The sequence below is a fragment of the Actinomadura sp. 7K534 genome (assembly GCF_004348575.1).
Taxonomy (GTDB): Bacteria; Actinomycetota; Actinomycetes; order Streptosporangiales; family Streptosporangiaceae; genus Spirillospora; species Spirillospora livida.
The window spans coordinates 108,022-131,747 of sequence record NZ_SMKB01000001.1; the positions used below are offsets into that span (position 1 = coordinate 108,022).

The following is a 23,726-nucleotide window of genomic DNA, read 5'->3' on the forward strand; positions in this document are numbered from 1 at the left end:
TCCTCGGGTAGCCTTTTATGTCCGATCAGATGGGATTATCATGGACGAGCAGTATGGACGGGAGCTGCCGTCGATTCCCGGTGTCGATCCCGGCGTGCCCAATTCGGCGCGGGTGTGGGATTACTGGTTGGGAGGCGACGAGTTCTATCCGGCGGACAAGGCGATGGCCGACGAGGTCGAGCAGGTGCTGCCGGATATCGTCGACCAGGCGCGGGCCGACCGGCTGTTCCTGCGGCGGGTGGTGGAGTTCCTCGCCGGCGAGGCGGGCCTCGACCAGTTCCTCGACATCGGGACCGGGCTGCCGACCTCGAACAACACCCACGAGGTCGCGCAGCGGCTGCGGCCGGAGGCCCGGGTCGTCTACGTCGACAACGACCCCCTCGTCCTGGCGCACGCCCGCGCGCTGCTGGCCAGCACCCCGCAGGGCAGGACGGCGTACCTGGACGCCGACATGCACGACCCCGACCGCATCCTGGACCTCGCGGGCAGGACGCTGGACTTGAGCCACCCCGTGGCGATCACCATGCTCGGCGTGGTCTGGCACATCGTCGACGACGACGAGGCCGTGCGCGTGCTGGGACGGCTGGTGGAGCGGGTCGCACCGGGAAGCCACCTGGCGATCAGCCACCAGACCGACGAGGTGACCGGGCCGCGGGCGCGGGACGCGGTGGACATGTGGAACCGGGACGCGTCGCCCAAGGGGGTCTGCCGGTCCAAGCGGCAACTGGAGGAGCTGTTCGCGGCGATCGGGCTGGAACTGCTCGAACCGGGTGTGGTGTCGTGCAACCGGTGGCGCCCCGAGACCGCCGACGTGCTGCCCGCCCCGGTCGACCAGTTCGGCGGCGTCGGCCGCAAACCCTGAACCGGCCCGGTGACCGGGCGTACGGTGACACGACCCGGCTCGCCGGGTCGTCCGGCGGATCGGGGGTCTACTGCGTGGGAGGTAGGGAGCACGTGGCCTGCGGACGGGAGATGAGGCGGGCGCGCGGATGAGCGCCGAGCGGCACCTCGGCTGCGCGGACTGCGCGGGCGGCTGCGACGCGGGCGGCCGGGCCGGCTGCCGGTGCACCATGGCCCCCGTGTGGGTGCCGCAGTGCGAGCCGGACGCGCTGACCCGTCCCCGGCTGCTACTGGCGGCCCGCCTCCGGGGCCTGCGCCTGCGCCGGCGGATCTCCGTGGAGGCCGCCGCCGCGTCCGTCGGGTCCCGGGCGCTGCTGCAGGCGATGGAGCGGGGCGTGACCGCGTCCTCCCCGCACCACGTGATGACCTTGGCCACGCTCTACGGGGTCACCGACCACGAGACCCGCTCGATGCTGCTGCAACTGGCATTGCACTCGGGGCAGGAGGGGTGGTGGGAGCCGTACCGGAGCCTGATCCGCCCGGGATTCCTGCCCTTCCTCGGGGCGGAGCAGGCCGCCCAGATGATCCGCTGCTACGCCGTGGACGCGGTGCCCGACCTGCTGCAGCATCCCGACTACGCCCGCGCCGTGATCGTCCGGGCGCATCCGGGCGCCGGCGACGAGGAGCTGCGGCGGCGGCTGGACCTGCTGCTGCGGCGGCAGCGGATCCTGTACGCGGCCGAGCCGCCGCACGTGTGGGTGGTCCTCGACGAGAAGGTGCTGCTCCGCCGGGCGGTCCCGGCCAGGGCGATGTACCGGCAGTTCGACCACCTGCTGGACCTGTGCGAGCTGCCCCACCTCACCGTCCAGGTCATGCCGCTGGACGCGGGGACCGCGCTGCCGCCGGGCCCGATCGCACTGGTGCGGGTGCTCCAGGACCGGGACGTCACCCGCGTGGCCTACCTGCAGCAGCTCGACACCGCCATGTACCCCCTGGAGGCCGACCGGGCGCGGCACTGGCTGAACAACCTCGCGGTCCAGGCGGCCCACCCCGATCAGACCCCGGCCCGGCTGCGCCAGGCGATCCGCGAACTGGCGGAGGAGGCGGCGGCCCCCGCCGGGGACGCCGGTGTTCCGGGCGCCGCGAGTGTGGCCGATGACACAGAAGCGAGTGCCCGCGTCTGAGATGCTGCGGCCTTCCAGGGTTCCGCGAGGTCCCCGTACGCGCGCCGCTCCCCGCAGACGCGCGCCGCGCATCGGGCGCCCGGCGCCGCACGCTACGCCGTCCCTTGTTTCCTCGTTCCTGTTCGATTCGCAGGAGAGCGCAGTCCCATGGCAACGACGCCGCGGCGGACCCCCGCGCACCAGATGTTCGTCAAGCTGCTCTTCGGCTACCACGTCCTCAGCGGGGAGTACCAGCCGGACGAGATCGCCGAGGTGGCGGGGCGGGTCCACGAGCTCTATCCCGACTACAGGGGCGGGAAGGCGACGGGGCTGTCCGCGAACAACATCTACAAGATCCTGCGGGGCCAGCATCGGAAACTGCCCACCCTCGACCAGCTCAACGTGCTGGTCCTCGCCCTCCAGCACCTCGCCTACCGCGGACACGTCCGGGACCGCGATCCGGGGTGCGGCACGCTGGCCGGGTGGCAGGCCCTGCTGAGCCAGGCCAAAGCGCTGGACCATTCCCAGCGGGCCCGGAAGCTCTACATCCGCGGTGACGAGTACGACGTCGCCCAGCCGCTGCGCCTGCCCGGATCTCCCGCGCCGTCGCCCGCCGTGCCGGCGCTGGCCCCGGCCATGCCGATCCCCACGACCCCCATCAAGGTCACCGAGGATGAGATGCACGAGTTGACCGCCCTCGGCCACTACGCCCGGAGCCTCGCGATGGAGTCGGCCGACGCGAACCACCGCGCGTTCTACGAGCTGGCCGTCATCCTCGGTACGGCGTCCAGTCCGCACAACCGGCGCGCGGCCCAGTTCGCCATCGCGGCCGCGGTCGCCGCCCCGGGCCCCTCACCGGCGTCCGACCTCCTCGACGCCGACGCCGCCCTCGACGCCGGCCGGGCCGCCTCCCACGCCCGCGTCCTGGCCTACGCGGCCGCCGGCCGCGGCGACCACGCCGCCGTCCGCGTCTTCGAACGGTGCGCCGACCGCGTCGAGTCCCCGGATCTCCGCACCCGGCCGCCGCGGTTGCGCGACTGACCCGAGAGCACCCTTCCCCGCCGCGGCTTGCCGGGCGTTTCAGATTTTTTATTCGCGGGTCCGAATTCCTTCTTGAGATTTCATCTCAGGTATCGCCTGATAGGCCCGGATTGGTAAGCAGATATGCCAAGGTGAGGCATGTGCTCAATGGTGCCCAGTACGGGCACCCCCCGCATGAGCCGCCACCGACCGCCCCGACCCGAAGCCAAGGTCTTCGATGCCTCCACAGAGCTTCTACGTCCGACCCCTGGCCCCCCGTCACCGGCACTGCATCGCGCTGGACGTCTCCCGCTTCTCCGCCCTCGATGTCGCGGGCCAGGCCCACGTGCGGACCGAACTGTTCGCGATCACCGAGGGGGTCGCCGCCGATCTCCAGGTCAACTGCCGGCCCGGAGTGCACAGCGACCGCGGCGACGGGCTCATGCTCGTCACCGACTGCGGCATCGAGGTGCTGGTGACCGACTTTCCACGGCGCCTGGGCGATGCCGTGCGCAGGTACAACGAGGACGCCAGCCCCGACGTGCGGGTACAACTCCGCCAGGCCCTGGACGCCGGCTATGTCCACCAGGACGACAGGGGATACGCGGGCGTCCCGCTCAACAGGGCCGCGCGGCTCCTGGACGCACCGGAATTCAAGGCGAAGATGATGGAACACGGAGCGGAGTTCGCCGTCATCATCTCCACCGAACTTTATGAGGAGATCCAGGAATACCACCTGCTGGACGAAAGGAAGCTCGAAAAGGTGCAGGTGGATGTGAAGGAAACCCACACAATGGCTCGGATGTGGATTCCCTGAGCTCTTGCGGCACCGCTCTGAGACCGTCCAGCATCACGCGGGAGACGGCACCGTGGACGCCCCGGGCGCACCCCGCCCCCGGTGATCCTCTCCGCGCTGGACCCGGCGATGCTGCGCGTAGCGGGAGGACTCGCCGACGGCACGGTGACGACCTGGACCGGCGCCGACGTGATCGCCGACCACATCGTGCCCGCGATCACCAAGGCCGCCGAGTCGGCCGGGCGCCCCGCCCCGCGCGTGCTGGCGCCTCCTTGACCGGACCCCGCCCCGGCGGGGTTCAGGGAGCAGGCACCTGGTGCCGCATTCGAGTCGGTAGATCATCTGGTCTCCTTGCACTAGGAGTGCAATAGTTGTGCAATGACGAGATGCGAACGGACCGGGCGGCGATGACCGGACGACTCGCCGCCGCCGCCGTCACCGCCGCCCTGCTCGCCGGGGCGTGCTCGTCCGGGTCAGGCGGCGGGGCCGGGGGAACGACCACCGAGCCGTCGCGGCGTGCGGCGGACCCGTCCCCCTGGGAGACGACGGCGCCCGCGGCCGTGGGCCTGGACGCGGGGAAGCTCGCGCGCGTCGCGGCACAGGCCGAGAAGGGCAAGTCGGACTGCCTGGCCGTCGTGCGCCATGGGCGGCTGGCCGGCGAATGGAATTTCGGGGGAGACCGGGACACCCGGCGGCCGGTCTGGTCCGTCACGAAGTCGTTCACCAGCGTCCTGGTCGGGATCGCCCAGGACGACGGCGTGCTGAGCCTGGACGACAAGGCGGCGAAATGGATCGGCGAGTGGAAGGGGACCCCGGCGGAGGCGGTGACGGTCCGCGACCTGCTGAGCAACGACTCCGGCCGGGAATGGACCTTCAAGACCGACTACCAGGAGCTGCTCGCGGCCCAGGACCGAACGAAATTCGCCATCGGCCTGAGGCAGCAGCACGAACCCGGCACGGTATGGGCGTACAACAACTCCGCGATCCAGACATTGCAGCGCGTGCTGCGGGAGGCCACCGGAAAGGACGTCTCCCAGTACGCCGAGGAACGCATTTTCGTCCCGCTGGGCATGGAGGACACCACCATGAGCCCGGACGGGGCCGGTAACACGCAGACCTTCATGGGGATGAACTCCACCTGCCGGGACCTGGCGAGATTCGGGCAGATGATGCTCGACAAAGGGACGTGGCGCGGCCGGAGGATCGTGTCCGCCGACTATGTCGAGGCGGCCACCGGCCGGTCGTCGACGAAGCTGAACGCGGCCTACGGATACCTGTGGTGGCTCAACCGGCGCGGCGTCGTCCGCGGTCCGGTCGCGGCGACCGACCTCGGCGGCGCGCGGAGCTCCGCGGCGGCGCGCGGGCAGCTCGTGCCGGGCGCGCCGCGCCGCCTGTACTGGGCGCTGGGGCTCGGCAACCAGCTCATCCAGGTCGATCCGGTGTCCAAGACCGTCGTGGTGCGGATCGGGGCGACCGAACCGCGGCCGAAGCCGCCGACGTTCGGCCCGGCCGAGGCCGCCAGGGTCGTCACCGAGGCCGTCGTCCGGTAGCCCCGCGGGAGTAGGCAGAGCCCGGCGCTCCTACCTGCGCTCCCGCTTACGACGAGCCGGAGTTCGTCGTCCGCGACATCGGTGTGCGTACGCGGGCCGGAAGGCCCATGTGCCCGGCGGCCGGTCAGGCGGGGATCAGGGCGCGGAGCAGGTCGCGGAAGCAGCGGCGCCTGTCCTCCAGGCTGAGCCGCCGCAGGTGGTACCAGGAGCCCCAGCTGACGGCGGCGTCCACGATGTCCGGAAGCAGCGGGTCCCGCCCGGCGAACTCCGCCGCGAACACCTCGCGGAGCATGTGCCGCAGCCACTCGTCGCCCTCGTTGACCAGCTTGGCCACCACCCCGGAGTCGGAGGCGGCGATGGCGACGCGCCGGACCGGCGTCATGGTCTCGTAGACGCGTTCGAGCCGGCCGGCGAACCGGTCGATGCGCTCGGGAAGCGGGAGGCCGGGGTCGATCGGCTCGATCGCGGCGAGCAGCCGCTCGGCCTGGCGCTGCCCGGCCGCCACGTACAGCTCGTCCAGATCGGCGAAGTGGACGAACACGCTGCGGCGGGACACCCCGGCCCTGGCGGCGATGTCGGCGGCGGTCGGCACCCGGCCGCGTTCCCGCAGCAGATCGAGGAGAGCCTCGGTGATCGCTCGCCGGGTCTGCTCCGGACGACGCGAAGGTTGAGTTGCGCCCGCCGTCCCCATGACACGGCAAGTAGACCAGCCTCCAATGACCGGTGCAAGCGCGCCCTTAGCCAGGGATCACCTCTCCCTGGCCCAGCCGGTGCGAGGAGGGGACACTGGGGACGGTGATCACCCGCACACGCTCGGGGCGACCACCTCGCTCACTGGACGCAGCCCCCCAACCAGGGAGAACCAATGTCCATCACTTCCACGCTGGTATTAGTTCACGGTTTCTGGCACGGCTCCTGGTGCTGGAGCGAAGTCATCCCACGAGTGGTGGCCGCCGGTCGTCCGGCCGTCGCGGTGGACATGGCGGGGCACGGGCTGTACGCCCGCCGTCCCCGGTGGTTCACCGAACAGCCCTACGACCCCGAGGCGGTCGGCCCGGAGGTCTCGCCCGTCGCGGATGTGGATCTCGACGATGCGGCGGAGTTGCTGACTTCGCAGATCAAGAGGATCGGCGGCGGCGAGCCGGTCACGGTGGTCGCCCATAGCGCGGCCGGCCCCGTACTGACGCGAGTGGCCCAGCAGGCACCGGAACTGGTGGCGCACGCGGCGTACCTCACTGCGTACATGCCGGCATCCGACGTGCCGGCCGCGGCGTACACGCAGATGCCCGAGGCCGCCGGTGACCAGGTCGCGCCACTGCTGCGGGGCGACCCGGCCGAGATAGGCGCGCTGCGGCTGGACTTCGCGACGGACGACGCGGCCTACCGGCAGCGGCTCTACGAGGCGTTCTACGCGGACGTGGACCCGGCCCTCGCCGACGCCGCCACCGGCCTCCTGACGCCCGACGGCCCGATGGGCATCATGCTCGGCACCACCACGCTGACCCGAGACGGCTGGGGATCGGTGCGGCGCACGTACCTCACCTGCACAAAGGACAGGGCGATCGGTCCGGCCCTGCAGGCCAGGTTCATCGCCGAGGCCGACGCGGCCTTCCCGGACCACCCGATCTCCGTCGTCCCGCTCGACGCCTCCCACTCGCCGTTCCTCTCAATGCCCGACGAACTGGCCGACATCATCACTTCCCTCGCCTGACCCGAAGCCGAACTTCGCCCACGCGGCCGAATCGTCCGGATGGACGATCAGCGCGCGTCCAATGCGTTCAGGAGGGTGGTCAAGTGCGGCCTGCAAATTCCGCCAGGCCTGGGAGTACGTACCGCTGGCCGCCCTCCAGGACGCCCGCATACCGCTGACGGGCTCGAGGACGGCGACCAGGTGGCCATCACCGCAACCGCCCCCGGCCCCCACAACACCCGCATCGGCCTCGGCGAGTCGCACTCCGTTGGGGCGTCACCTTCATTCGGGGGCCGCGCCGGGTCTCCCCTTGAGGCGGGCGGCAAGGTCCCGAATCTGCTGTTTCACCTGCTCATCCTGCTCATTGCGCGCCTCGCTCTCGTGGCGTTCCCTGTGCAAACGGCGGTGTCGTTCCTGTTCGTCCAGCAGATGGAGGGCGTCGACTCGATCCTGGATGTTCTGAGTCTTGGCGTGTTTGAGGAAAACCTCGTGCGTCTCCATGTCGGCTGCGGCGTGGTCAGCCACTTGACGGTCGTAGGTGCTGGGGCCGGCGAGGCGTTTGGTCAGGATCGGCATGCAGTCCAAGGTGATCAGTGCCAAGCGGAGCAGCCAGACGAACAAGAAGACCATCAGGTTCTTGCCCTGCAGGGCGAGGAGCGCGTCGTCCTCCTCCAGGATGCCGATTTTGCCCTCGGGACGGGGCAGTTGCTTGTCGATCTCGCGAGCGATCTCGGTCGAGTATCCGGCGTTGACCACGCCCTGGGCTTCGACGGCGTTCTTGGCCCTCGCCTGGAGATCGGCGAGCTGCTGCCGGCGATCCGGGAGCTTGGACGTGCGCAGGAGCGACGCCCGCTCGCTTCGGATCTGTCGGCAGTTCGGTCCCTCGCCGATGACGCCCGTGGTCTCGTTCCCGACGCGTTCGCCGCCGCATTCGGCGTGCCCCAGCCGCTCCAGCCTTCGCAGCGCCGCCATATCCTTATCGATCGCCTTCGACAAGGTCGACACCTGCGCGTTGAGCGAAGTCACCGTGGCCGCCGCGGCCACCGGATTGGCGCCGACGGTGAGGAGCAGGCCCCGATCCTTGCAGGACGTGATGTCCTTCGCGGGGAGCACTCGGTAAGGGACGGGATTGCATGCGGTCAACGCGCTGAGTTTCGCCGCCCGTTCTACCCGTCTGTCCTCCGCCACCTGCCGGTGGATTGCGGGCTCGAAGATTTTGATGAGCAACGGCTCGGCCACCACGAATCCGAGCACGACGGCCAGGAGGACCCGGGCCACGAACACCCCGCGGCTGCTCTGCGTCCCGTGCGAGCTGGCGATCAGCCAGCGATCCACCGAGAAGATGACCCAGCCCCAGAACAGGGCGACCGGCAGAGCCGCCAGGAGAGGCACGTCCGCGAACTTCTCGATCATGATGAACATGGACACGGCCGCGAGGATCCCCGCGTTCACCACGATCAGGGCCATCGCGGTGTAGCGTCCGCGGTCCAGCGGGGCCATGCTGAGCACGGACTCGTCCACGCCGATCAGCGAACGCAGCCACGCGCCCGGCCCTTTCGGGCCGTGCACGGGCCGTCTGGGCGGCTCCCCCTCCACCTTGACGGCAGGGGCAGTCTGAACCGCCGCCATCAGAGGTCTTCCTCCCGGTAGGGCACATCGTCACCGGGGTCGGCGGCGGGGGTCGCCGGCGGGGCAGTGAACTCTTTACGGGCCGGCTCGGCCGCCGCCTCGATCCCCCGGTCAGGTTCCGTGTTGACCGGCGGTACGGACGGCTGCCCGGTGGTGAGCTCATGGAGAATGCCGTCGATCTCCTTCACGCCCCGCTCGTCGAGGTGGCCCTTGCGCACCATCTCCTTGAGAATCTCGAGCCGCAGCATGACACCCTGCACGTGCGTTTCCCTGGACAACTGCGCATTCTTGACCGCGTCCTCGTAAGCGCGGTCCTCACGCAACCGTTCCAGCACGTGCAGCCGGTCGGCCTCCTGCTGGTAGAACTCGGCCAGTTCCTTGGCACCGATCTCGCCCCGCTCGGCGGCGAGGGCATACGCCCTGAGGGGATCATCGCCCACGGCAGCGGTGACCTTCGCGGCCTGATCGATGCCGAAGGTCGTCTCCAAGTCGCGCCTGCGGTGCGCCGCAGCCAGCGCCGCCTCCTCATCCCGTTCCCGCTGTGCCTCCTTCTGCCGGTCGCTGCGGAGCTTGTTGATCTCCTGCTCGGTGCTCAGGACCTCCAACTTGAGTTTGTGCAGCCTCGTCTCGGTCTCCTCCAGAGCCTCGGCCCGGTCGTAGTTTCCGCCCCTCGCAAGACCCGCGAGCCGGTCCTTGTGATCGAGCTCGTCCCGGACGGTCTTGTCCACGTAGTCCTTGATCTCCGACGGTGCGGGGATCTCCACGTTGCCCAGAACCGCCGTCATCCCGGAAAGCCGGACCGGCAGGTAGTGGTGGTACGCCTGCAGTTCGGCGCGGACCTCCGTCCGGGCGGTCAAGAAGTCAGCGAGCTTGTACTTCGCCCCCGCCTTGAAAACGTCCTCGTGTGCCCTCAGGTATCCGGCCAGGGAGTCCCGGACGTCGCCGAGCCCGGCTTTCACCACAGCGACCGGGTCATGGACGCTGCAGGTGAAGTCGACGAGGACGGTGAACTCGCCCCCCTCCGCGGAGGGGACGGTGAACTCGGTCCTGATCTGCTTGTTCTCCGTCACGTCGACGACGCTTACGTGCGTCGCCCCCAGGACGATTTCGTCGTCCAAGCCGAGGCGTCCGCTGTCGAGCACGTATCTGCCGCCGGAACGGAGCACCAGCACCTGCCCCGCCGTCGAAGGTGGGATCTCCGAGGTCTCGCGGCTCCGGGAACGCAGCCCGAAAAACCCGGACTTGGGCACTGGCGACAGGATCTTTTGACTAATGATCGGATAGGTCACGTTTCTCCTCCCACGCGACGTTGTGCTCGTTCGATGGCTGCGAAAAGGGCGGTGGCGACCGGGTTCGCTCCCTCACGCCGGTTGGCAGGGCGTTCGGCGAACGCCGTGAAATCTGCGACCAGCTCTGCCTGCTGGTCCTTCGACAACAGGCCGCCCAGGACGCCGCCGATCCGCTGGGCAATCACCTCTGGCTCCTCAGCGTGGTATCGCAACGCATCGAGATTGGCGTGCAGCATGGCCAGCGCTGAATGCCTGACCGGCCGGTTCACCAGGAGCACCGACCACGTGTACCCGATGGTGTTCGCCAGGTCGGGCCGCATGCACAGCAACTCCGCCGTCAGCGGCCGGCCCCGCTGGTCATCCGTCCGGTATACGGCGAGCATCGCCCGCAGCGCGGTCCCGTACATCTCGATCCGGTTGGGCACTCCACGCAATTTCCTAATCTTGTTCTCCAGGAAGCGGATGACGCGTTCACGTCCCGCCGCGTCCTCCTGGGACAGGAACAGCCCGCCGAAAGCCTCGATGGCGAGCGGCCCCAGCACGGCCCCCCGGTTGCCCGCCAGCCGCCAGAGGCTCTTCACGGCCTCGATCGGGTACAGCCGACCGAGAACACCCGAGAAAGTGATGATCGCGTTGTATTTCTGCCCATGCGTACTGCCCTGCGCAGCCCACGCTGAGGCGACCCGGAGCGCGACCGGCGCCAGATCCTCGTCGAAGCACATCAACCACAGCACGTGTACGGTCGTCAGCCGCTTCTGCCGGGCGTGCGAACGAACCGGTTCGCCGCGCCCGGTGGCGACCGACCACGGGTCCAGGTACGACCCCTCGACCTCGTCGAAACTGGACGCGGCAAGCCGGGCCAGTCCCGCCGCGATGTGGAGGGACAGTTCCGGTTCGATCAGGACGCCCTCGAGCCAGATGCGGACCGCGTCCCAGAAGTGCTCATCGAACCGATCGATCATCTCGGCGAACACAAAGCGCTGCGCCTCCGGATCGCGCAACTCGATCAGCCGCCGGGGCCGTCCGTCGACGACCACCTGCCTGATCCGGATCAGCGGGTTCTCCCGCTGTCTCCCTCTGGCTTGAGGGAAGACCGGCTCCGCTGGGATCGCCGGCCGATCCGCGGCTACGATCCCGGCGGGCTCCTCGGGAACCATCTCCGCCAGCGTGGCCTTCAACGACTCTCGGACGTCCCCGAACCGCCGCTCGGACAGGCCCGGCAAGAACGCCAGCACGGTGACGTCGAGCACCTGCTCCCGGCTCGGCCCCTCGTTGAACCAGTTCCGCACCTGGCCCTTCGCCGCTTCCCGCAGGACGGACGAGATCGCCTCCTCGGGCGGCAGACCCTTTACGAGCAGCTCTGTGATCTCGACAAGGGACGCCATCGTCACGGCTTCGGGTAACCCCTCGACAACTTCTGTGACATCCGCGTCCGCCAGACCATCGCCCGCGTGCGCACGGATGACCGCGCCCCAGTCCTCAGGCGGCGACCACTCGATCCTGGAGGTCACGGCCGTGCGGCGGTTCTCCTCCGAGGAGGTCAACACCAGGAACGAGCTCCGCTTGCGCAATTCCCCCTGGACTCGTTCCCAGTGGAGCTCGGCCTCTCCGCCAACGGTGCCGAACCAGCCGGGCAGCAGGTAGCCGGTGCCCGCGTCGTACCGGTGGTCGGCCAACTCCCTCAGGCTCCTGGCCGAGGACAGCCTGACAATCGGCGCCTTCCCGCTGAGCACGCGCGTGAGGAGCTTCACCGCGCCAGTGAGCTTGCCGCTGCCTTCGGGTCCGCACAACATGACGACCGAATGCCTCTCCAGCGCTTCGATCGCGGCCTCGAACGGCTCGGGCTTCACGAAATGGCGGATCAGCGCATCCACCCGTTCCCGGGGCATCGGTCCGCTCACCGCCTGACGCCTGGTCCAGCCCGCTGCTCCACCGAAGCCGAAGTTCGCGCCCACCGCCTCCACATCGCTGTGGAAGACGTTGATCAGCTGGTTGACCGGGGCATGCTCGGCGGGAGGAGGAGCCCTGCGTCCGTCCGTCTCGGACGGGTTGTCGACGGGCTGGAACGGCTGGCCGTCGTCGTCGGTGTGCACGCCTTCGGCGGGGATGTCCTCGGACATCAGGTCAGCCCCCGAAACCAAAGTTCGCACCCCTCGCATCCACCCGCTCGTGAAATTCGTTGTGCACCGAGGCGGACGGTTTCGTCGACGCGCCATCGCCTGTGTCCCCTGGCGCGGGCGGGGCGTCCGCTGGGAGGGAAAGAGGAAGAGAATGGACATTGCGGCCCCGCGGAATCCAAAGCCAGGCGCGCTCGCTGAACTCCTTGACGTTCACCTCCACCTCTCGGAAATCCTCGGGGGCGACGGAGAGCGCGTGGCCATGACGGACGATGTCGGTGAAGATGCGGTTAGAGAGCATGACTGCCAGATCGGCCCTGGACTCCTTCAGGGCGACACGCAACGGGGGGCTGTCGCAGAGCCGGGCGACCTCGACGGGACCTTGACCGCTGCGTCCGTTCACATCGGCGATTGCCGTGCCGTAGTGGACGGCCATCCGCAGTCGAAGGCGGTTCTCCCACGGGGTATCCCCGTTGTGCCGTTCCAGGAAGGCTGCGAGGTGGCGAGGGAAGTCCCCGACCAGGCGCCCCTCGGCGGTCTGCGGGAGGAGGACCGAGAACTCCCCGTCGCCGGCGGCTTGCCGTTCCCAGCTGCTGCGATCCAGTCCCGCCGAGGCTGCGGCTTGGTCCAAGGCGTTGAGAAGGCCGGTCTGGATGCCCGACTGCCGCTGATCATCGCCGCTTCCGTACCCCGTGGCGTCGACTGAGATCATCGGTCGCCGTTCGAAAACCCCTGCCACCTGCTGCCCCCTTGGCATGTTGGAATCGGGAAACGGGATCCTTGCATGCCAGGCGGCACAAGAAGCAGCCAAAATACCTGTTCTCCCTAACTCGTCTAAGTCGCCCGACACTGGCATAAGGGCTGACTGTGGGAGACTTGGGTGATTTGGCGAGGTCAGCGAAGAATCGCAACCCGGGAGAGGGTGTGAACGCCGAATCCGCGGGCGCTCAGCCCGCGTACGATGCGATGGTCGCCCTACCCCAAGGGACGTGCTGGGCTACCCGCGGACCATCGCGTAAGCTCTCAGTCTTTCGAGGTCCGCCACCACGATCCGCCGGTAGCCCGTCCTGATCAGACCGGCACCACGCATCTGCTTGATGGCCTTGACCGCCGACTCTCTCGCGGCACCGACAAGCTTCCCCAACTCTTCCTGGGTGAGCTCGATGCCGAGGTCGATACCCCCCTCAACGGGATAACCGTGACGGTCGGCGAGTAGGACGGCTACCCGGGCCAGCCGTTGATCCACTGGGTAGCCCGCGAAGTCGAGACGCCGCTGGTTGGCCCAGTCGAGTCGGTCCCCGAGCATGGTCGCAAGAAGTCTCCACGCTTCGGGATTCCGGTCGAGGAAACCCAGGAAGCGCTCCTTCGGCAACCGATGAACGGCGCCGTCCGTGCACGCGATCACGGTCGCGGAGCGATCGGTGTCACGGATCGCTGCCAACTCTCCCACCAGATCCCCGCTGACCCTGATACCGAAAAGGACCTCTGCGCCGTTCTCCAGGCACCCGATCACCTTCACACACGCTGGCGACCTGTTTCCCCGGGCCCTCAGCACCAGTACCTGGTCGGTGGACGCACCCTGCGCCATCAACGTCTGCCCCGCGCTTACGCGCTGCTCGGGAGCGATCCTCAACAGCTCACCCCGAAGCGGCGCTTTCAAACCCGCCAGGAATGTTCCGATCGGCCAGTGCTCTCTCCCTGATTCGACCACATCACCACTATCCCCGCCCGCGACGCCATGGGTCCGCGTTTCTCGGCAGGCGCGGAAATGATCTTTCCGAGGAGGGAGCGGTCAGCAGGTGCAGCACACCGACAACTGGCCATGGTGGCTCGCTGTGGGACCGATTCGAAACGGGTCGGGCCTGACATGAGCAGGGGGTGCAGGGCACCAATCCCGCCGTCGGCAGCCGATTCGACGTGGATCTTCATTCCGCGTGCCGAGGAGCCCGTCACTTCCTGCGAGTTGGCGGCAACTGCAGCACCGCGATCTTGACCGTCGGGCGGGCGATCCACTTTTGTGCGTCCACTTTCCGGGCCCCCGTAGTGGAAGAACTCCATCAGCTGTGACCACACCGGGGGGACGATTCGCTCTTCTTGTGCGCGGAATCGGCGCTCTTGTGGCACTCCGTGGCCCTCTACCTCTTCAATCACCCCGGCCAGCCTGTCGGCCGCCCGGTACGCCAGCACATAGGTGGGACTGCCGCTCACCAATCGACCAGAATCGTGCTGTAGGCGCCCCGCCCGCCATGCGAGATCGTGCCGATCAGCGAACCCGTGGTCGTGCCCGGCCAGCCAACTCGGGCAACCGGCGGATCAGCGATATCAGCGTCAGCGCGACCCGTAGGGCGGGCCGGCCCCCAGCGCGATGTGCGGTCGGTGTGTGTCCGAGGGGCGACCGGCCTCTAGCATCGGCAAGGCGGTCTGCTTCCCGAATGCCGGTCGATGATGGGCGAGCTCCAGATCGCCGACGTGTCGGCCCAGGTCGGGCTCGGGTTGGTCACCGACTTCGAGGAACTCCAGCAGCTGCGTCCCCTGCCGCACCAGGAAGAGGACCTCACCGAGATGCTGAACCAACTGGTCGCGTGGGCAGGGGCGCTGGCCCCGCTGCGATCACGCAGCAAGACGTGATTTCGCCCGGGGTACCTTCCACACCGATCCAGGAGCTGAATTGCGATCCCGACTACTGGGCAACACCGGCCTGCGCGTCTCCGAACTCTTGCTCGGCACGATGGCCTACGGCGCCCCGGACGGCGGCCTGTCCGAAGCGACGCCCGGCGGGTGCTCGACCATGACACCGACGCCGGCGGCAACGTCGTGGACACCGCCAACTTCTACGGCGACGGCAACAGCGAACGCATCGTCGGCGAACTGCTCACCGGACGCCGGGACCGCCTCGTCCTCGCCAGCGAGTACACCGTCACCCGCGACCCCACCGATCCGAACGCCGCCGCCAACCACCGCAAGAACCTCGTCCCGTCCCTGGAGGAGAGTCTGCGCCGCCTCCAGACCGACTACATCGACCTGTAGCCCATGGCCGAGTCCCTCGGCCTCACGGTGGCCGCATGGGGGCCGCTCGGCCACGGCGCACTCGACCTCAACCTCCCGCCGGGACGCGACCGACCCTAGGTCGGGACGGTCGTGCGTAGGCGCGAGTCGGCGAGGACGGCTTGGGCGGTGCGGCGTCCCGACACCAAGGCCCCCTGGATGGAGCCGGTGTCGCGGTGGTCGCCGCAGACGTACCGTCCGGGCCGGAGCCGCACCGGCTGCCGCATCCGCAGCGGCGGCGGCATCGCGGGGAGCGCCGCCTCGACGGGATAGGTCCCGATGAGCCGCCAGCCGGAGGTGTCGCCGTAGATCTCGGTCAACCGCTCCAGCACGCGTGATTCGTCCGCGTCGAGGCCGAGCACGGACGTCGAGATGAGCGCGCGGCCGTCCGGGGAGTAGCGCGGGGCCGCGTCGGTGAGGACCAGCGTGTCGGCGATGACGCCCTCGGCGTCGATGATCTGGATCGGCTCACGCAGCGGCGAGGAGGGAGCCACGTGGTAGAAGGTCGTCACCGCGCGCATGACGGGTGCTTCGACCTCGGGCAGCAGCCGGGCCGCCTGGACGGGGTCGGTGGCGACGACCACGGCGCGGGCCTCGACGGTGGAACCGTCGCCGGTTCGCACGCCGCCGTCGGTGATCTCTTGGACGGCCGTGTCGAGCGAGATCGTCCCTTCGGGCAGCCGGTCGGCGAGCTGCTGGGGGATGCGGCCCATGCCCAGCGCGGGGAGGGTGATGGTGCCGCGGACGAACGACCGCCAGATCAGGTGAAAGTACCGGCTGGAGGTCTCCAGTTCGCGTTCCAGCAGCACGCCGGACAGGAACGGGCGCAGCAGCCGGTCGATCATCACATCGGACAGGCCCCGCAGCCGGAGTTCGTCGTAGGTGCTTCGTTCGGGACAGTCGCGCAGCCAGGAACCGGAGGCGGCCAGGTCGCGGGCGGTCATCGCCGCCAGCGCCGCCTTGTCGCCGACGGTGCCGATATCGGCGAGGGCACCGCTCAACGCGTGCTCGGGATGCTTCCAGGGCAGCATCACCCGCTCCCGGCGGCCTCGGTGGAACACCAGCAGACCGGACGAGAACGGCTGGAGGTCCAGAGCCGCATAGTCCAGAACCTGTTGGGCCTCGGGATAAGCGGTGTTGAAGACCTGGAAACCGCGGTCGAGGCGGAACCCCTCCACCACGTCGGTGCGCACCCGGCCGCCGATCCCGTCGGACGCCTCCAGCATCCGAACCGGCACACCGGCCTGGTGCAGTCGCACGGCACAGGCCAACCCGGCCAGTCCCGCCCCGACGATGACGACGCTTTCGGGCATCGCTTCCCCTTCCCCCGGAGCGACCGTCCCGGCCACCCGGCGCTGTTTCTCCTGCTCAGCGCGATCGACTCGGCGACATCCGTTCATGGGGCCCCATGCCCGCCATGTCCGTGGTCACTCCGAGCCTGGCCCCGACCGGGGGAACGCGTGCAGGTCTGGTCGGCCTCGCGCGCCAGCGCGCCGTCTGTGCCCGCGACGGCTCGTGCGCCACACTGAGCGGACGTCCAGGCATCTCGGGGGAGGATGCGCATGGGGGCGCACGACCGCTCGAAGGCCCCGTTCCACTGGCTGTTCGGGGACCAGTTGGGCCCGCACTTCCTGCGGCCCGACAGCCAGATCGTCATGATCGAGTCGCGCGGGGTCTTCCGCCGGCGCCGCTTCCACCGCGCCAAGGCGCACCTGCTGCTGTCCGCGATGCGGCACCGCGCGGCCGAACTCGGTGAGCGGGTGCGCTACGTCCAGGCGGAGACCTACCGGGACGGCCTGAACCAAGTGGTCGGCGACGCGCCCGTGACCGTCCACCACCCCACGTCCCACGGTGCCCTTCGCTTCGTGCAGGAGCTGGAGCAGGTGGAGGTCCTGCCGCCGCGCGGGTTCCTCGTGCAACCGGACGCGTTCGGCCGATGGGCGGACTCCGCCGGGCACCTGCGGATGGAGGACTTCTACCGGCACGTGCGCCGGGCCCACGATCTGCTGATGGACGGCGAACAACCCGCGGGCGGGAAGTGGAACCTGGACACCGACAACCGCGAGGCCCCGCCAAAGGACGCCGCGGTCCTGCCGGTGCCGGCACCCTACCGGCCGCGCGAAGACGCCATCGACCACCAGGTCAGGGCCGATCTGGACCGGTGGGAGCGGCGCGGGGAGGTATCGTTCGTCGGCCGGGACGGACCACGCCGTTTCCCCGCCGGCCGCGCCGAGGCCCGGCGAGCCCTGCGCGCATTCGTGCAGAAGCGCCTGCCCACCTTCGGCCGGTGGGAAGACGCGGTGCTGGCCGAGGACTGGGCCATGAGCCACAGCCTGCTGTCCGCCTCGCTCAACCTCGGGCTGCTGGATCCGGCGGAGTGCGTCGAGGCCGCCGAGAACGCCTACCGTGCGGGCGAGGCACCGCTCAACTCCGTCGAGGGCTACATCCGGCAGGTCGCCGGATGGCGCGAGTACATGTGGAATCTCTACTGGTACCTCGGGCCCCGCTACCGCGAGTCAAACGCCCTGGGGCACCACGCGCCACTGCCGGACTGGTTCGCCCACCTGGACGCCGACGCCGTGCAGGCGCGCTGCCTGTCGACCACGCTGGCGCAGGTCCGCGACCGGGGCTGGGTGCATCACATACCCAGGCTGATGATCTTGGGCAATCACGCCCTCCAGCGCGGCTGGGACCCGGCGGCGGTGACCGACTGGTTCCACCGCTGCTTCGTCGACGGATACGACTGGGTGATGCTCACCAACGTGATCGGCATGTCCCAGTACGCCGACGGCGGCCTCATCACCACCAAGCCGTACGCTTCCGGCGGCGCCTACATCAACCGCATGAGCGACCTGTGCGGCCCCTGCGCCTACCGCCCCACCGAGCGCGTCGGCGAGCGGGCGTGCCCCTACACCGCCGGCTACTGGGAGTTCATCCACCGCCACCGCGAACGGCTGGCGCACAACCACCGCACCGCCCGCGCCGTCAAACAACTCGACCGCCTCAACGACCTGGACGACGTGCTGCGCAACGCCCACCACCGCGACCCGAACGCCGCACCCTGACCGAGGCGCCGTGGAAAGTCTCGTGCTACCTGACCTTCACCTGCACCCCTGATCGTGCCCCTCGGCGGATGAGCCGCCGAGCGCGATGTCGTCTCGGCGCGCCCATTGCCGTCCAGCGGAGGTCGTCAGGTTCGGTCTTCGTTGCCCGCTACGCCCGCCCGGTACGCCAGGACCACCGCCTGGACGCGGTCGCGGAGGTCCAGCTTGGTGAGGATGCGCGAGACGTAGGTCTTCACGGTCTCGTGGCCGATGACCAGCTCGGCGGCTATCTCGGCGTTCGACAGCCCCTCGCTGATGAGAAGGAGGACCTCGTGCTCGCGGGGAGTAAGGACCTTGAGGCGGTCGCGCTCGGGAGACGGGGCGGCGGCAGAGGGACGTAGATGCCCGGCGTAGCGGCCGATCAGGGCGCGGGTGACGACGGGCGCCAGGAGGGATTCGCCGCGCGCGACGGTGCGCACCGCGTTGATCAGTTCGGGGGGTGCGGCGTCCTTCAGCATGAAGCCGCTGGCACCGGCGCGCAGAGCCTCGTACACGTACCCGTCGACGTTGAAGGTCGTCACGACGAGGATCTTCACCGGGTTGGCGGATTCGGGGCCCGCCAGGCGGCGGGTGGCCTCGATCCCGTCGAGCAGGGGCATACGGATGTCCATGACGACGACGTCCGGGTTCAGTTCCTCCGCTTTCCGGACCGACGCCCGGCCGTCTCCGGCCTCGCCCACGACCTCCATGTCGGGCTGGGAGGACAGGATCGTGACGAAGCCGGCGCGCACAAGGGCTTGGTCATCGCAGACCAGCACCCTGATCGGAGCAGGGGGAACGCTCACGCGGTACCTCCCGTGGGGATGCGTGCACGCACCCGGAACCCGCCGTCCGGGTCGGGCCCCGCCGTGAACTCGCCGCCCAGCATCTCCACCCGTTCGCGCAGCCCGGCCAGGCCGCGGCCTCCCGAGATGTCCGGACCGCCGTCGCGGAGGACGGAGGAGGCGGGGGCGCCGCCGGACGTCCCGGCGGTGGTGACCTCGACGTCGGTCCATTCGGGCGTGTGCGCGAGCCGTACCAGGGTGTCTCGTCCGGCGGCGTACTTCACGGCGTTGGTCAGCGATTCCTGCACGACGCGATACGCCGTGAGCCGGGCGCCTATGGCCATGTCCTGCTGCTCCCCGTCCTTGATCAGCTCGATCGGCTGCCCGCCCTCTCGTACCTGCTCCACCAGATCAGGCACCCGGCCCGGCATCGGTGTCAGGTCCGAGGACGCCGATTCGCCGGTCGCCTCCAGCACGCCGAGCAGGAAGCGGAGTTCGGCCAGCGCGCGGCGGCCGGTGCCGTTGATCGCGCCGAGGGCCTCGGTGACGCTCTCCGGCGACTCGGTGAGGTACTGCGCCGCCCCGGACTGCACCACCATCGCGGTGACATGGTGGGTCACCACGTCGTGCAGCTCCCGGGCCAGGCGGCTGCGTTCCGCGGCGATCGCGGCCTGAGCGTACAGGTACCGCCGCTCGGCCTCGCGCGCCTTTCGCCCGCGGACCATGGCACCTAGCCCGAACGCCACTGCCAGGACGATGTAGAAGAGCAGGTAGTCGGTCAAACCGGCCGGCGAGCCCAGCTCGTGTAGTGCGACGGCGAAGACGAGGTAACCGGTCGTCGCCACTGCCACCACAACAGGCCGGAGGCGGTTCTGGTGGGCGCCCACGGAGTACAGCGCGATGTACAGCCCCAGGCTGCCGAAACTCGGCGGGCCGCCCAGGCACGCGTACACCGCGAAAGACGTCCCCGCCAACGCCAGGCAGACGCCTGGCCAGCGGGTACGCACCGCCATCGGCAATGTCATCCCCAGCGTCAACAGTACGCTCGTGGCGGATGCGGGGTTGGTGGGAAGGTCCCCGAACTGCGGCGCGACCTGCGACAGCGGCGCCGCGAACGACAGCAGGGCAAAGACGACCGCGAACTCACCGTCCCTGGTGGCAGCCGAGCGTGACTTCCACCAGCTCCACAGCGCACGCAGCCGGACGACTACGGCGGCCACCAGCCTCGCGCGGCCGTCCCGAGTGGCCTCGGACGACGCCGACCCGGGACGGACGGCTCCCGGCCGTCCACCGCGGAGGACGTCATCCGTCGCTGCAGGCGATCCAATTGCCTGGTCTTCCTTCACCATTCAAGATCCGGTAGGTACAGCGAGAAACACGTCATGGTCGGCGGCTCACTCCATTAAGTACGCCCGTCCGGCATCGACCCTGCTGAACGGACTCGCACATTGACCGTAGCGCCCGATGCCGGCTGCCAACGTCCTCCCAGAAGAGGGCAGCGGGTAGCTCGCTCGGGGGACTCCCGGGCGCGGCAACTGCTTACTCGCTGGTGACTACTCACAGTGTTCATCGGCCGTAGCTTCTCGGTGTCGAGAACGAAAGCCGCCCGCAGCGAGCGGGGCCTTGAGGAGGAAGCCATGACATTCAGCGACCAGCAGTCACCGCGACCGGCCGGTGCCGGCGTCCACCCGACCGAGAAGAGCGCCGGACGCGCCCCGCGCTGGGCAGCGTCAGTGTGGGTGCGGCTGCCGTTGCTGTTCGTGCTGATGCTGGTCGTGACCTCGATCATCAGCGCGATCAACGGCGCCGCCGACGCCACTCCGCTGACCGCCCTGATCGCCGGCGTGGCCTGCGCCGGACTCGCCCTGGCCGGCTACGTCTGGGCGGTGCGTTACCTGGAGGGCCGCCGCACGATCGAGGAACTGCCCCCCGCACAGGCCCGGCAAGGACTGTACCGAGGCGCCGCCCTCGGCCTGGGCCTGTTCACGGTCACCATCACGCTGGTCGCGGTGTTCGGCGGCTACGACGTTCACGGCTGGGGCTCGATCGGCGGCGCGCTGACCACGCTGGGAGTCATGGCCGGTGTCGCGGTCGTCGAGGAGCTGACCTTCCGCGGCGTGCTGTTCCGGCTGCTGGAGGAGAAGACCGGGACGTACGGCGCGCTGGCCGTCTCCGCAATCTTCTTCGGCGGCCTGCACCTGGTCAACGACGATGCGACGATCTGGGGCGCCCTGGCCATCGCCATCGAGGCCGGACTGATGCTCGGCGCGATCTACGTCGCCACCCGCTCGCTGTGGTTGCCGATCGGCGTCCACCTGGCCTGGAACGTGGCCGAGCAGGGCATCTTCGGCACCAGCGTCTCCGGCTCCGGTACCGGCGCCGGCGGCCTCCTGGACGCGTCCGTCAACGGCCCCCAGGTGTTGACCGGTGGCGCCTTCGGCCCCGAAGCGAGCATCTTCGCCATCCTGGTGTGCATCGTCCCCACCGTCCTGTTCCTCCGCATCGCCAAGCAGCGCAACCGAATCCACACCCGCACCGACCTGGCCAAGGCAAAACAACAACACTGACATCGCACCATCAAGACAAGCCCAGGGGCGTGCAACCAACCTGCACGTCCCTCCACATTCCCCACCATCGCCACAAGGCACCGTTCACCGAGCGCAGCCGACCATGAACGCCGAGCCCGAAGGAACTGGGACGGACGATGCTCTACTGGCCCCAGAAACACGAAGCGGAGGCCCGCGTGATCGCGGTGCCTCCACATGTGCGATTGGTACGTGTCCGAGGGGCGACACGCCCCGACAGCACATGGCCCGCCAATTCCCCGCTCGGCGCGCCCTACTGCATTCCGGTCGGCGCGTAACCTCAGTGAAGATTCAGACGCCTGCGTGCGGGCTCAACTATTCGGCAATGCGCCACCTGTCGTATACGAGGCAATCCCCTACCTTTCGACCAACACGCCAGCGCCAACCGGCACCAGGTAGATCGGACGTCACGGGACCCGGGGTTCCTCCAGCAGGTGAAAGGATGGGCTCACCCAGGTGTGTCTGGCCTGGCGGACTACGGTGCCCGTCTCGGGAACGAGCGATAACGGGACACCTGACCACGTACTGCCGCAATCTGTTGCGCACCTGAGCCTGGCCCCTGCGAAAGTTGAGTACGGCGCGGGTTGGTCACGCCAGGTCGTTCCGCCCCACCGGTCGGCCGGACTAGGTCAGCGCGCTCATTTGCGGGCAGGCGCTGGTGGTCTTGGCGGGCAAGGAGGAGCCGGGCCGAGCCTGCGGGGTGACAGGCCTGAACTGTGAGACCGGGAGATTGGTGACGATCATGCCGGTCGCGCTGCGCTGGTTCTGGTGGGCGATCAGTGCGGGTCCAAGGCGTTCAGGACGCTGGTCGAGTGCGGGCTGCGGATCCCGGCTCGGGGTCAGGTGCCGGGGCGTCCCGCGCGAGCGTACGTGCCCGGCCGGACGCCCAGGCGCGGTGCTCGAAGAGAGCATGCACCGAGTGGGGCTGTGGCCGGAGCAGGCCACCCGTCCGCGCCGGTTTAGCCGGGTCGGCCGAGGTGCATGCCGTCCGTGCAAGTGGGACGGCACTTATGGCTCAAAGGGCGTGCCGAATCGGCCGATTGGGCCGTACCCAATCCCAGGACTTCGGTAAAACCAAGAGCGATCACCACATCACCTGCTGGACACCCCGAACTTCCGCCTGGTTAACGTCATCCTTTACTGAATGCGCGCTCCGCTGGAAACTCAACTTTCCAGGAACGTGTGACGATGGAGGGCCGGTGGGAGAAGGACGGCATTCCATTAACTGCGAGAATGCCACCCAGCCCAAATGCGTGTGCAAGGGCTGCGGTGGAGCCGAACACGGCTGGCCGGGCGCAGTCCGGATCGCCTCCGACCCGTCCGGCCGGAGACTGACCGAGCTCGTGCGGGCGGCGGACAAACAGTGGGAGGGACTCGCACGTATCCGGGACGCTGGTGGCGAGCCGACCGGCAAGGCGCGCAGGGCGGCGATCAAGGGCGCGTTGGCCGCTGTCACTGCATGGCTTCACCGCGACGGTGATCTGCGTGGACAACTGGAGGCCATAGGGGAACCGCTGCGCCGCAAGCCACAGGATGAACGCCGCGCTGGCGGCGGACGCAGACCTCGCCGTCGCCCCCGAAAGCCGGAGGAGGAACGCGAGTTCGTCGAGGCGCACGTTCTTCCACGGCTGGTCAAGGAGTTCGATACGTCCCGGGTGGCGGAGTTCCAGGCTTGGGCAGTCGAGGCGCATTTTTGGTGCGAGTTGTTCGCGCAGACCGTCCGGGCGCTGGATGAGTACCGGGGACTATACGAGAGAGCCGAGCAGTTTGTCGTCGACGCCCTCACCGAGGGGAACGCGCCGCACTCGCCGATCTGGGCGAGCATCCTGCCCTACCAGGACATGGTGCACTGGGCGGTGGATCTGGTCTTCGAGTTGCTGCCGCGCGCGGCCGGACTGCCCGCCACCGAGGACGTGTTCGAGTTGATCTGGCCGACGCGTGTGCTCGCGTGCCTGATGTGCAAGGACCCGAGTGAGCATCCGGCCGTCCGCGAGTATTGCCTGAACCCGATCCTGCGTTGGGGACAGGCGCGAGTGCGCGAGGAGGTGCGCCAGCGCATGGGGTGGACGTTCCCGGACGAGTGGCCGGGTCTGGGCTCAGGCGAAGCCGGAGCCGCATGATGCGGTCCGCATAT

The 23,726-nt window shown here is 69.0% G+C and carries 21 protein-coding genes; 12 read left to right on the forward strand and 9 right to left on the reverse strand.

The window, feature by feature from the left end; all coding sequences use genetic code 11:
* The first annotated feature begins 40 nt into the window (after positions 1 to 40).
* From E1266_RS00490 to E1266_RS00515, 6 genes are all read left to right on the forward strand, one after another.
* Entirely contained in the window at positions 41 to 862 is an 822-nt protein-coding gene (locus E1266_RS00490; protein WP_132042475.1) for an SAM-dependent methyltransferase, read from the forward strand.
* Between the two features lie 127 nt (positions 863 to 989).
* On the forward strand, positions 990 to 2,024 hold the full coding sequence (locus E1266_RS00495; protein ID WP_132042477.1) for a DUF5753 domain-containing protein: 1,035 nt from the start codon (positions 990 to 992) through the stop codon (positions 2,022 to 2,024).
* A 147-nt stretch (positions 2,025 to 2,171) separates the two neighbouring features.
* Complete coding sequence (locus tag E1266_RS00500; RefSeq protein ID WP_132042479.1) at positions 2,172 to 3,044, forward strand: hypothetical protein; 873 nt, start codon at positions 2,172 to 2,174, stop codon at positions 3,042 to 3,044.
* A 217-nt stretch (positions 3,045 to 3,261) separates the two neighbouring features.
* Positions 3,262 to 3,840, forward strand: a complete 579-nt coding sequence (locus tag E1266_RS00505; RefSeq protein ID WP_132042481.1) for a hypothetical protein — start codon at positions 3,262 to 3,264, stop codon at positions 3,838 to 3,840.
* Between the two features lie 81 nt (positions 3,841 to 3,921).
* The gene (locus E1266_RS00510) at positions 3,922 to 4,095 is read left to right on the forward strand and encodes a hypothetical protein (RefSeq protein WP_132042483.1); all 174 of its coding nucleotides are present in this window, start codon (positions 3,922 to 3,924) and stop codon (positions 4,093 to 4,095) included.
* 110 nt (positions 4,096 to 4,205) lie between these two features.
* Complete coding sequence (locus E1266_RS00515) at positions 4,206 to 5,369, forward strand: serine hydrolase (protein WP_207945336.1); 1,164 nt, start codon at positions 4,206 to 4,208, stop codon at positions 5,367 to 5,369.
* A 124-nt stretch (positions 5,370 to 5,493) separates the two neighbouring features.
* Here the strand turns inward: E1266_RS00515 and E1266_RS00520 are convergent, their stop codons facing one another.
* Positions 5,494 to 6,060: a TetR/AcrR family transcriptional regulator gene (locus E1266_RS00520; protein WP_132042485.1), complete on the reverse strand. Its 567-nt coding sequence runs from the start codon at positions 6,058 to 6,060 to the stop codon at positions 5,494 to 5,496.
* A gap of 174 nt (positions 6,061 to 6,234) precedes the next feature.
* On the opposite strand from E1266_RS00520, the gene E1266_RS00525 reads away from it, so the two are divergent.
* A complete protein-coding gene (locus E1266_RS00525) occupies positions 6,235 to 7,080 on the forward strand; it encodes an alpha/beta fold hydrolase (RefSeq protein WP_132042487.1) in 846 nt (281 codons plus the stop codon).
* 261 nt (positions 7,081 to 7,341) lie between these two features.
* Here E1266_RS00525 and E1266_RS00530 read toward each other — a convergent pair whose 3' ends face one another.
* The 5 genes from E1266_RS00530 to E1266_RS00550 all read right to left on the reverse strand — a co-directional run bounded on the left by E1266_RS00530 (position 7,342) and on the right by E1266_RS00550 (position 13,805).
* Positions 7,342 to 8,688 (reverse strand): DUF4407 domain-containing protein, encoded by a 1,347-nt coding sequence (locus E1266_RS00530; protein ID WP_132042489.1) that lies wholly within the window; start codon positions 8,686 to 8,688, stop codon positions 7,342 to 7,344.
* Entirely contained in the window at positions 8,688 to 9,977 is a 1,290-nt protein-coding gene (locus tag E1266_RS00535) for a hypothetical protein (protein WP_132042491.1), read from the reverse strand. Before E1266_RS00535 ends, E1266_RS00530 begins: the two co-directional genes overlap by 1 nt.
* Positions 9,974 to 12,097, reverse strand: a complete 2,124-nt coding sequence (locus tag E1266_RS00540; protein WP_132042493.1) for a hypothetical protein — start codon at positions 12,095 to 12,097, stop codon at positions 9,974 to 9,976. Before E1266_RS00540 ends, E1266_RS00535 begins: the two co-directional genes overlap by 4 nt.
* A 4-nt stretch (positions 12,098 to 12,101) precedes the next feature.
* The gene (locus tag E1266_RS00545; protein WP_132042495.1) at positions 12,102 to 12,833 is read right to left on the reverse strand and encodes a hypothetical protein; all 732 of its coding nucleotides are present in this window, start codon (positions 12,831 to 12,833) and stop codon (positions 12,102 to 12,104) included.
* 258 nt (positions 12,834 to 13,091) lie between these two features.
* The gene (locus E1266_RS00550) at positions 13,092 to 13,805 is read right to left on the reverse strand and encodes a Crp/Fnr family transcriptional regulator (protein WP_132042497.1); all 714 of its coding nucleotides are present in this window, start codon (positions 13,803 to 13,805) and stop codon (positions 13,092 to 13,094) included.
* Positions 13,806 to 14,536: 731 nt separating this feature from the next.
* Here E1266_RS00550 and E1266_RS00555 point away from each other — a divergent pair.
* Together E1266_RS00555 and E1266_RS00560 are read left to right on the forward strand one after the other, a co-directional pair.
* Entirely contained in the window at positions 14,537 to 14,722 is a 186-nt protein-coding gene (locus tag E1266_RS00555) for a hypothetical protein (protein WP_132042499.1), read from the forward strand.
* Positions 14,723 to 14,872: 150 nt separating this feature from the next.
* Positions 14,873 to 15,121: an aldo/keto reductase gene (locus E1266_RS00560; protein WP_243718139.1), complete on the forward strand. Its 249-nt coding sequence runs from the start codon at positions 14,873 to 14,875 to the stop codon at positions 15,119 to 15,121.
* A gap of 95 nt (positions 15,122 to 15,216) precedes the next feature.
* On the opposite strand, the gene E1266_RS00565 is transcribed toward E1266_RS00560, so the two are convergent.
* Positions 15,217 to 16,452, reverse strand: coding sequence for an NAD(P)/FAD-dependent oxidoreductase (locus E1266_RS00565; protein WP_132042501.1), 1,236 nt, complete (start codon positions 16,450 to 16,452; stop codon positions 15,217 to 15,219).
* A gap of 249 nt (positions 16,453 to 16,701) precedes the next feature.
* Here E1266_RS00565 and E1266_RS00570 point away from each other — a divergent pair, with 249 nt between their 5' ends.
* Positions 16,702 to 18,204 (forward strand): cryptochrome/photolyase family protein, encoded by a 1,503-nt coding sequence (locus tag E1266_RS00570; protein ID WP_132042503.1) that lies wholly within the window; start codon positions 16,702 to 16,704, stop codon positions 18,202 to 18,204.
* 125 nt (positions 18,205 to 18,329) lie between these two features.
* Here the strand turns inward: E1266_RS00570 and E1266_RS00575 are convergent, their stop codons facing one another.
* Entirely contained in the window at positions 18,330 to 19,028 is a 699-nt protein-coding gene (locus tag E1266_RS00575; protein WP_165965882.1) for a response regulator transcription factor, read from the reverse strand.
* Positions 19,025 to 20,227 carry a histidine kinase gene (locus tag E1266_RS39160; RefSeq protein WP_243718140.1) on the reverse strand — a complete coding sequence of 401 codons (1,203 nt, stop codon included), beginning with the start codon at positions 20,225 to 20,227 and terminating at the stop codon, positions 19,025 to 19,027. Before E1266_RS39160 ends, E1266_RS00575 begins: the two co-directional genes overlap by 4 nt.
* Positions 20,228 to 20,644: 417 nt before the next feature.
* Between E1266_RS39160 and E1266_RS00585 the strand changes: the two genes are divergently transcribed.
* Entirely contained in the window at positions 20,645 to 21,574 is a 930-nt protein-coding gene (locus tag E1266_RS00585) for a type II CAAX endopeptidase family protein (RefSeq protein ID WP_243718141.1), read from the forward strand.
* A 1,217-nt stretch (positions 21,575 to 22,791) separates the two neighbouring features.
* Positions 22,792 to 23,712, forward strand: a complete 921-nt coding sequence (locus E1266_RS00590; RefSeq protein WP_132042507.1) for a hypothetical protein — start codon at positions 22,792 to 22,794, stop codon at positions 23,710 to 23,712.
* Positions 23,713 to 23,726 lie beyond the last annotated feature (14 nt).

Bases quoted from the DNA above. Each gene is read 5' to 3' on its own strand.
- E1266_RS00490 (WP_132042475.1), top strand. From the start codon at position 41: ATGGACGAGCAGTATGGACGGGAGCTGCCGTCGATTCCCGGTGTCGAT.
- E1266_RS00495 (WP_132042477.1), top strand. From the start codon at position 990: ATGAGCGCCGAGCGGCACCTCGGCTGCGCGGACTGCGCGGGCGGCTGC.
- E1266_RS00500 (WP_132042479.1), top strand. From the start codon at position 2,172: ATGGCAACGACGCCGCGGCGGACCCCCGCGCACCAGATGTTCGTCAAG.
- E1266_RS00505 (WP_132042481.1), top strand. From the start codon at position 3,262: ATGCCTCCACAGAGCTTCTACGTCCGACCCCTGGCCCCCCGTCACCGG.
- E1266_RS00515 (WP_207945336.1), top strand. From the start codon at position 4,206: ATGCGAACGGACCGGGCGGCGATGACCGGACGACTCGCCGCCGCCGCC.
- E1266_RS00520 (WP_132042485.1), bottom strand. From the start codon at position 6,060: ATGGGGACGGCGGGCGCAACTCAACCTTCGCGTCGTCCGGAGCAGACC.
- E1266_RS00525 (WP_132042487.1), top strand. From the start codon at position 6,235: ATGTCCATCACTTCCACGCTGGTATTAGTTCACGGTTTCTGGCACGGC.
- E1266_RS00530 (WP_132042489.1), bottom strand. From the start codon at position 8,688: ATGGCGGCGGTTCAGACTGCCCCTGCCGTCAAGGTGGAGGGGGAGCCG.
- E1266_RS00540 (WP_132042493.1), bottom strand. From the start codon at position 12,097: ATGTCCGAGGACATCCCCGCCGAAGGCGTGCACACCGACGACGACGGC.
- E1266_RS00555 (WP_132042499.1), top strand. From the start codon at position 14,537: ATGATGGGCGAGCTCCAGATCGCCGACGTGTCGGCCCAGGTCGGGCTC.
- E1266_RS00565 (WP_132042501.1), bottom strand. From the start codon at position 16,452: ATGCCCGAAAGCGTCGTCATCGTCGGGGCGGGACTGGCCGGGTTGGCC.
- E1266_RS00570 (WP_132042503.1), top strand. From the start codon at position 16,702: ATGGGGGCGCACGACCGCTCGAAGGCCCCGTTCCACTGGCTGTTCGGG.
- E1266_RS00585 (WP_243718141.1), top strand. From the start codon at position 20,645: ATGACATTCAGCGACCAGCAGTCACCGCGACCGGCCGGTGCCGGCGTC.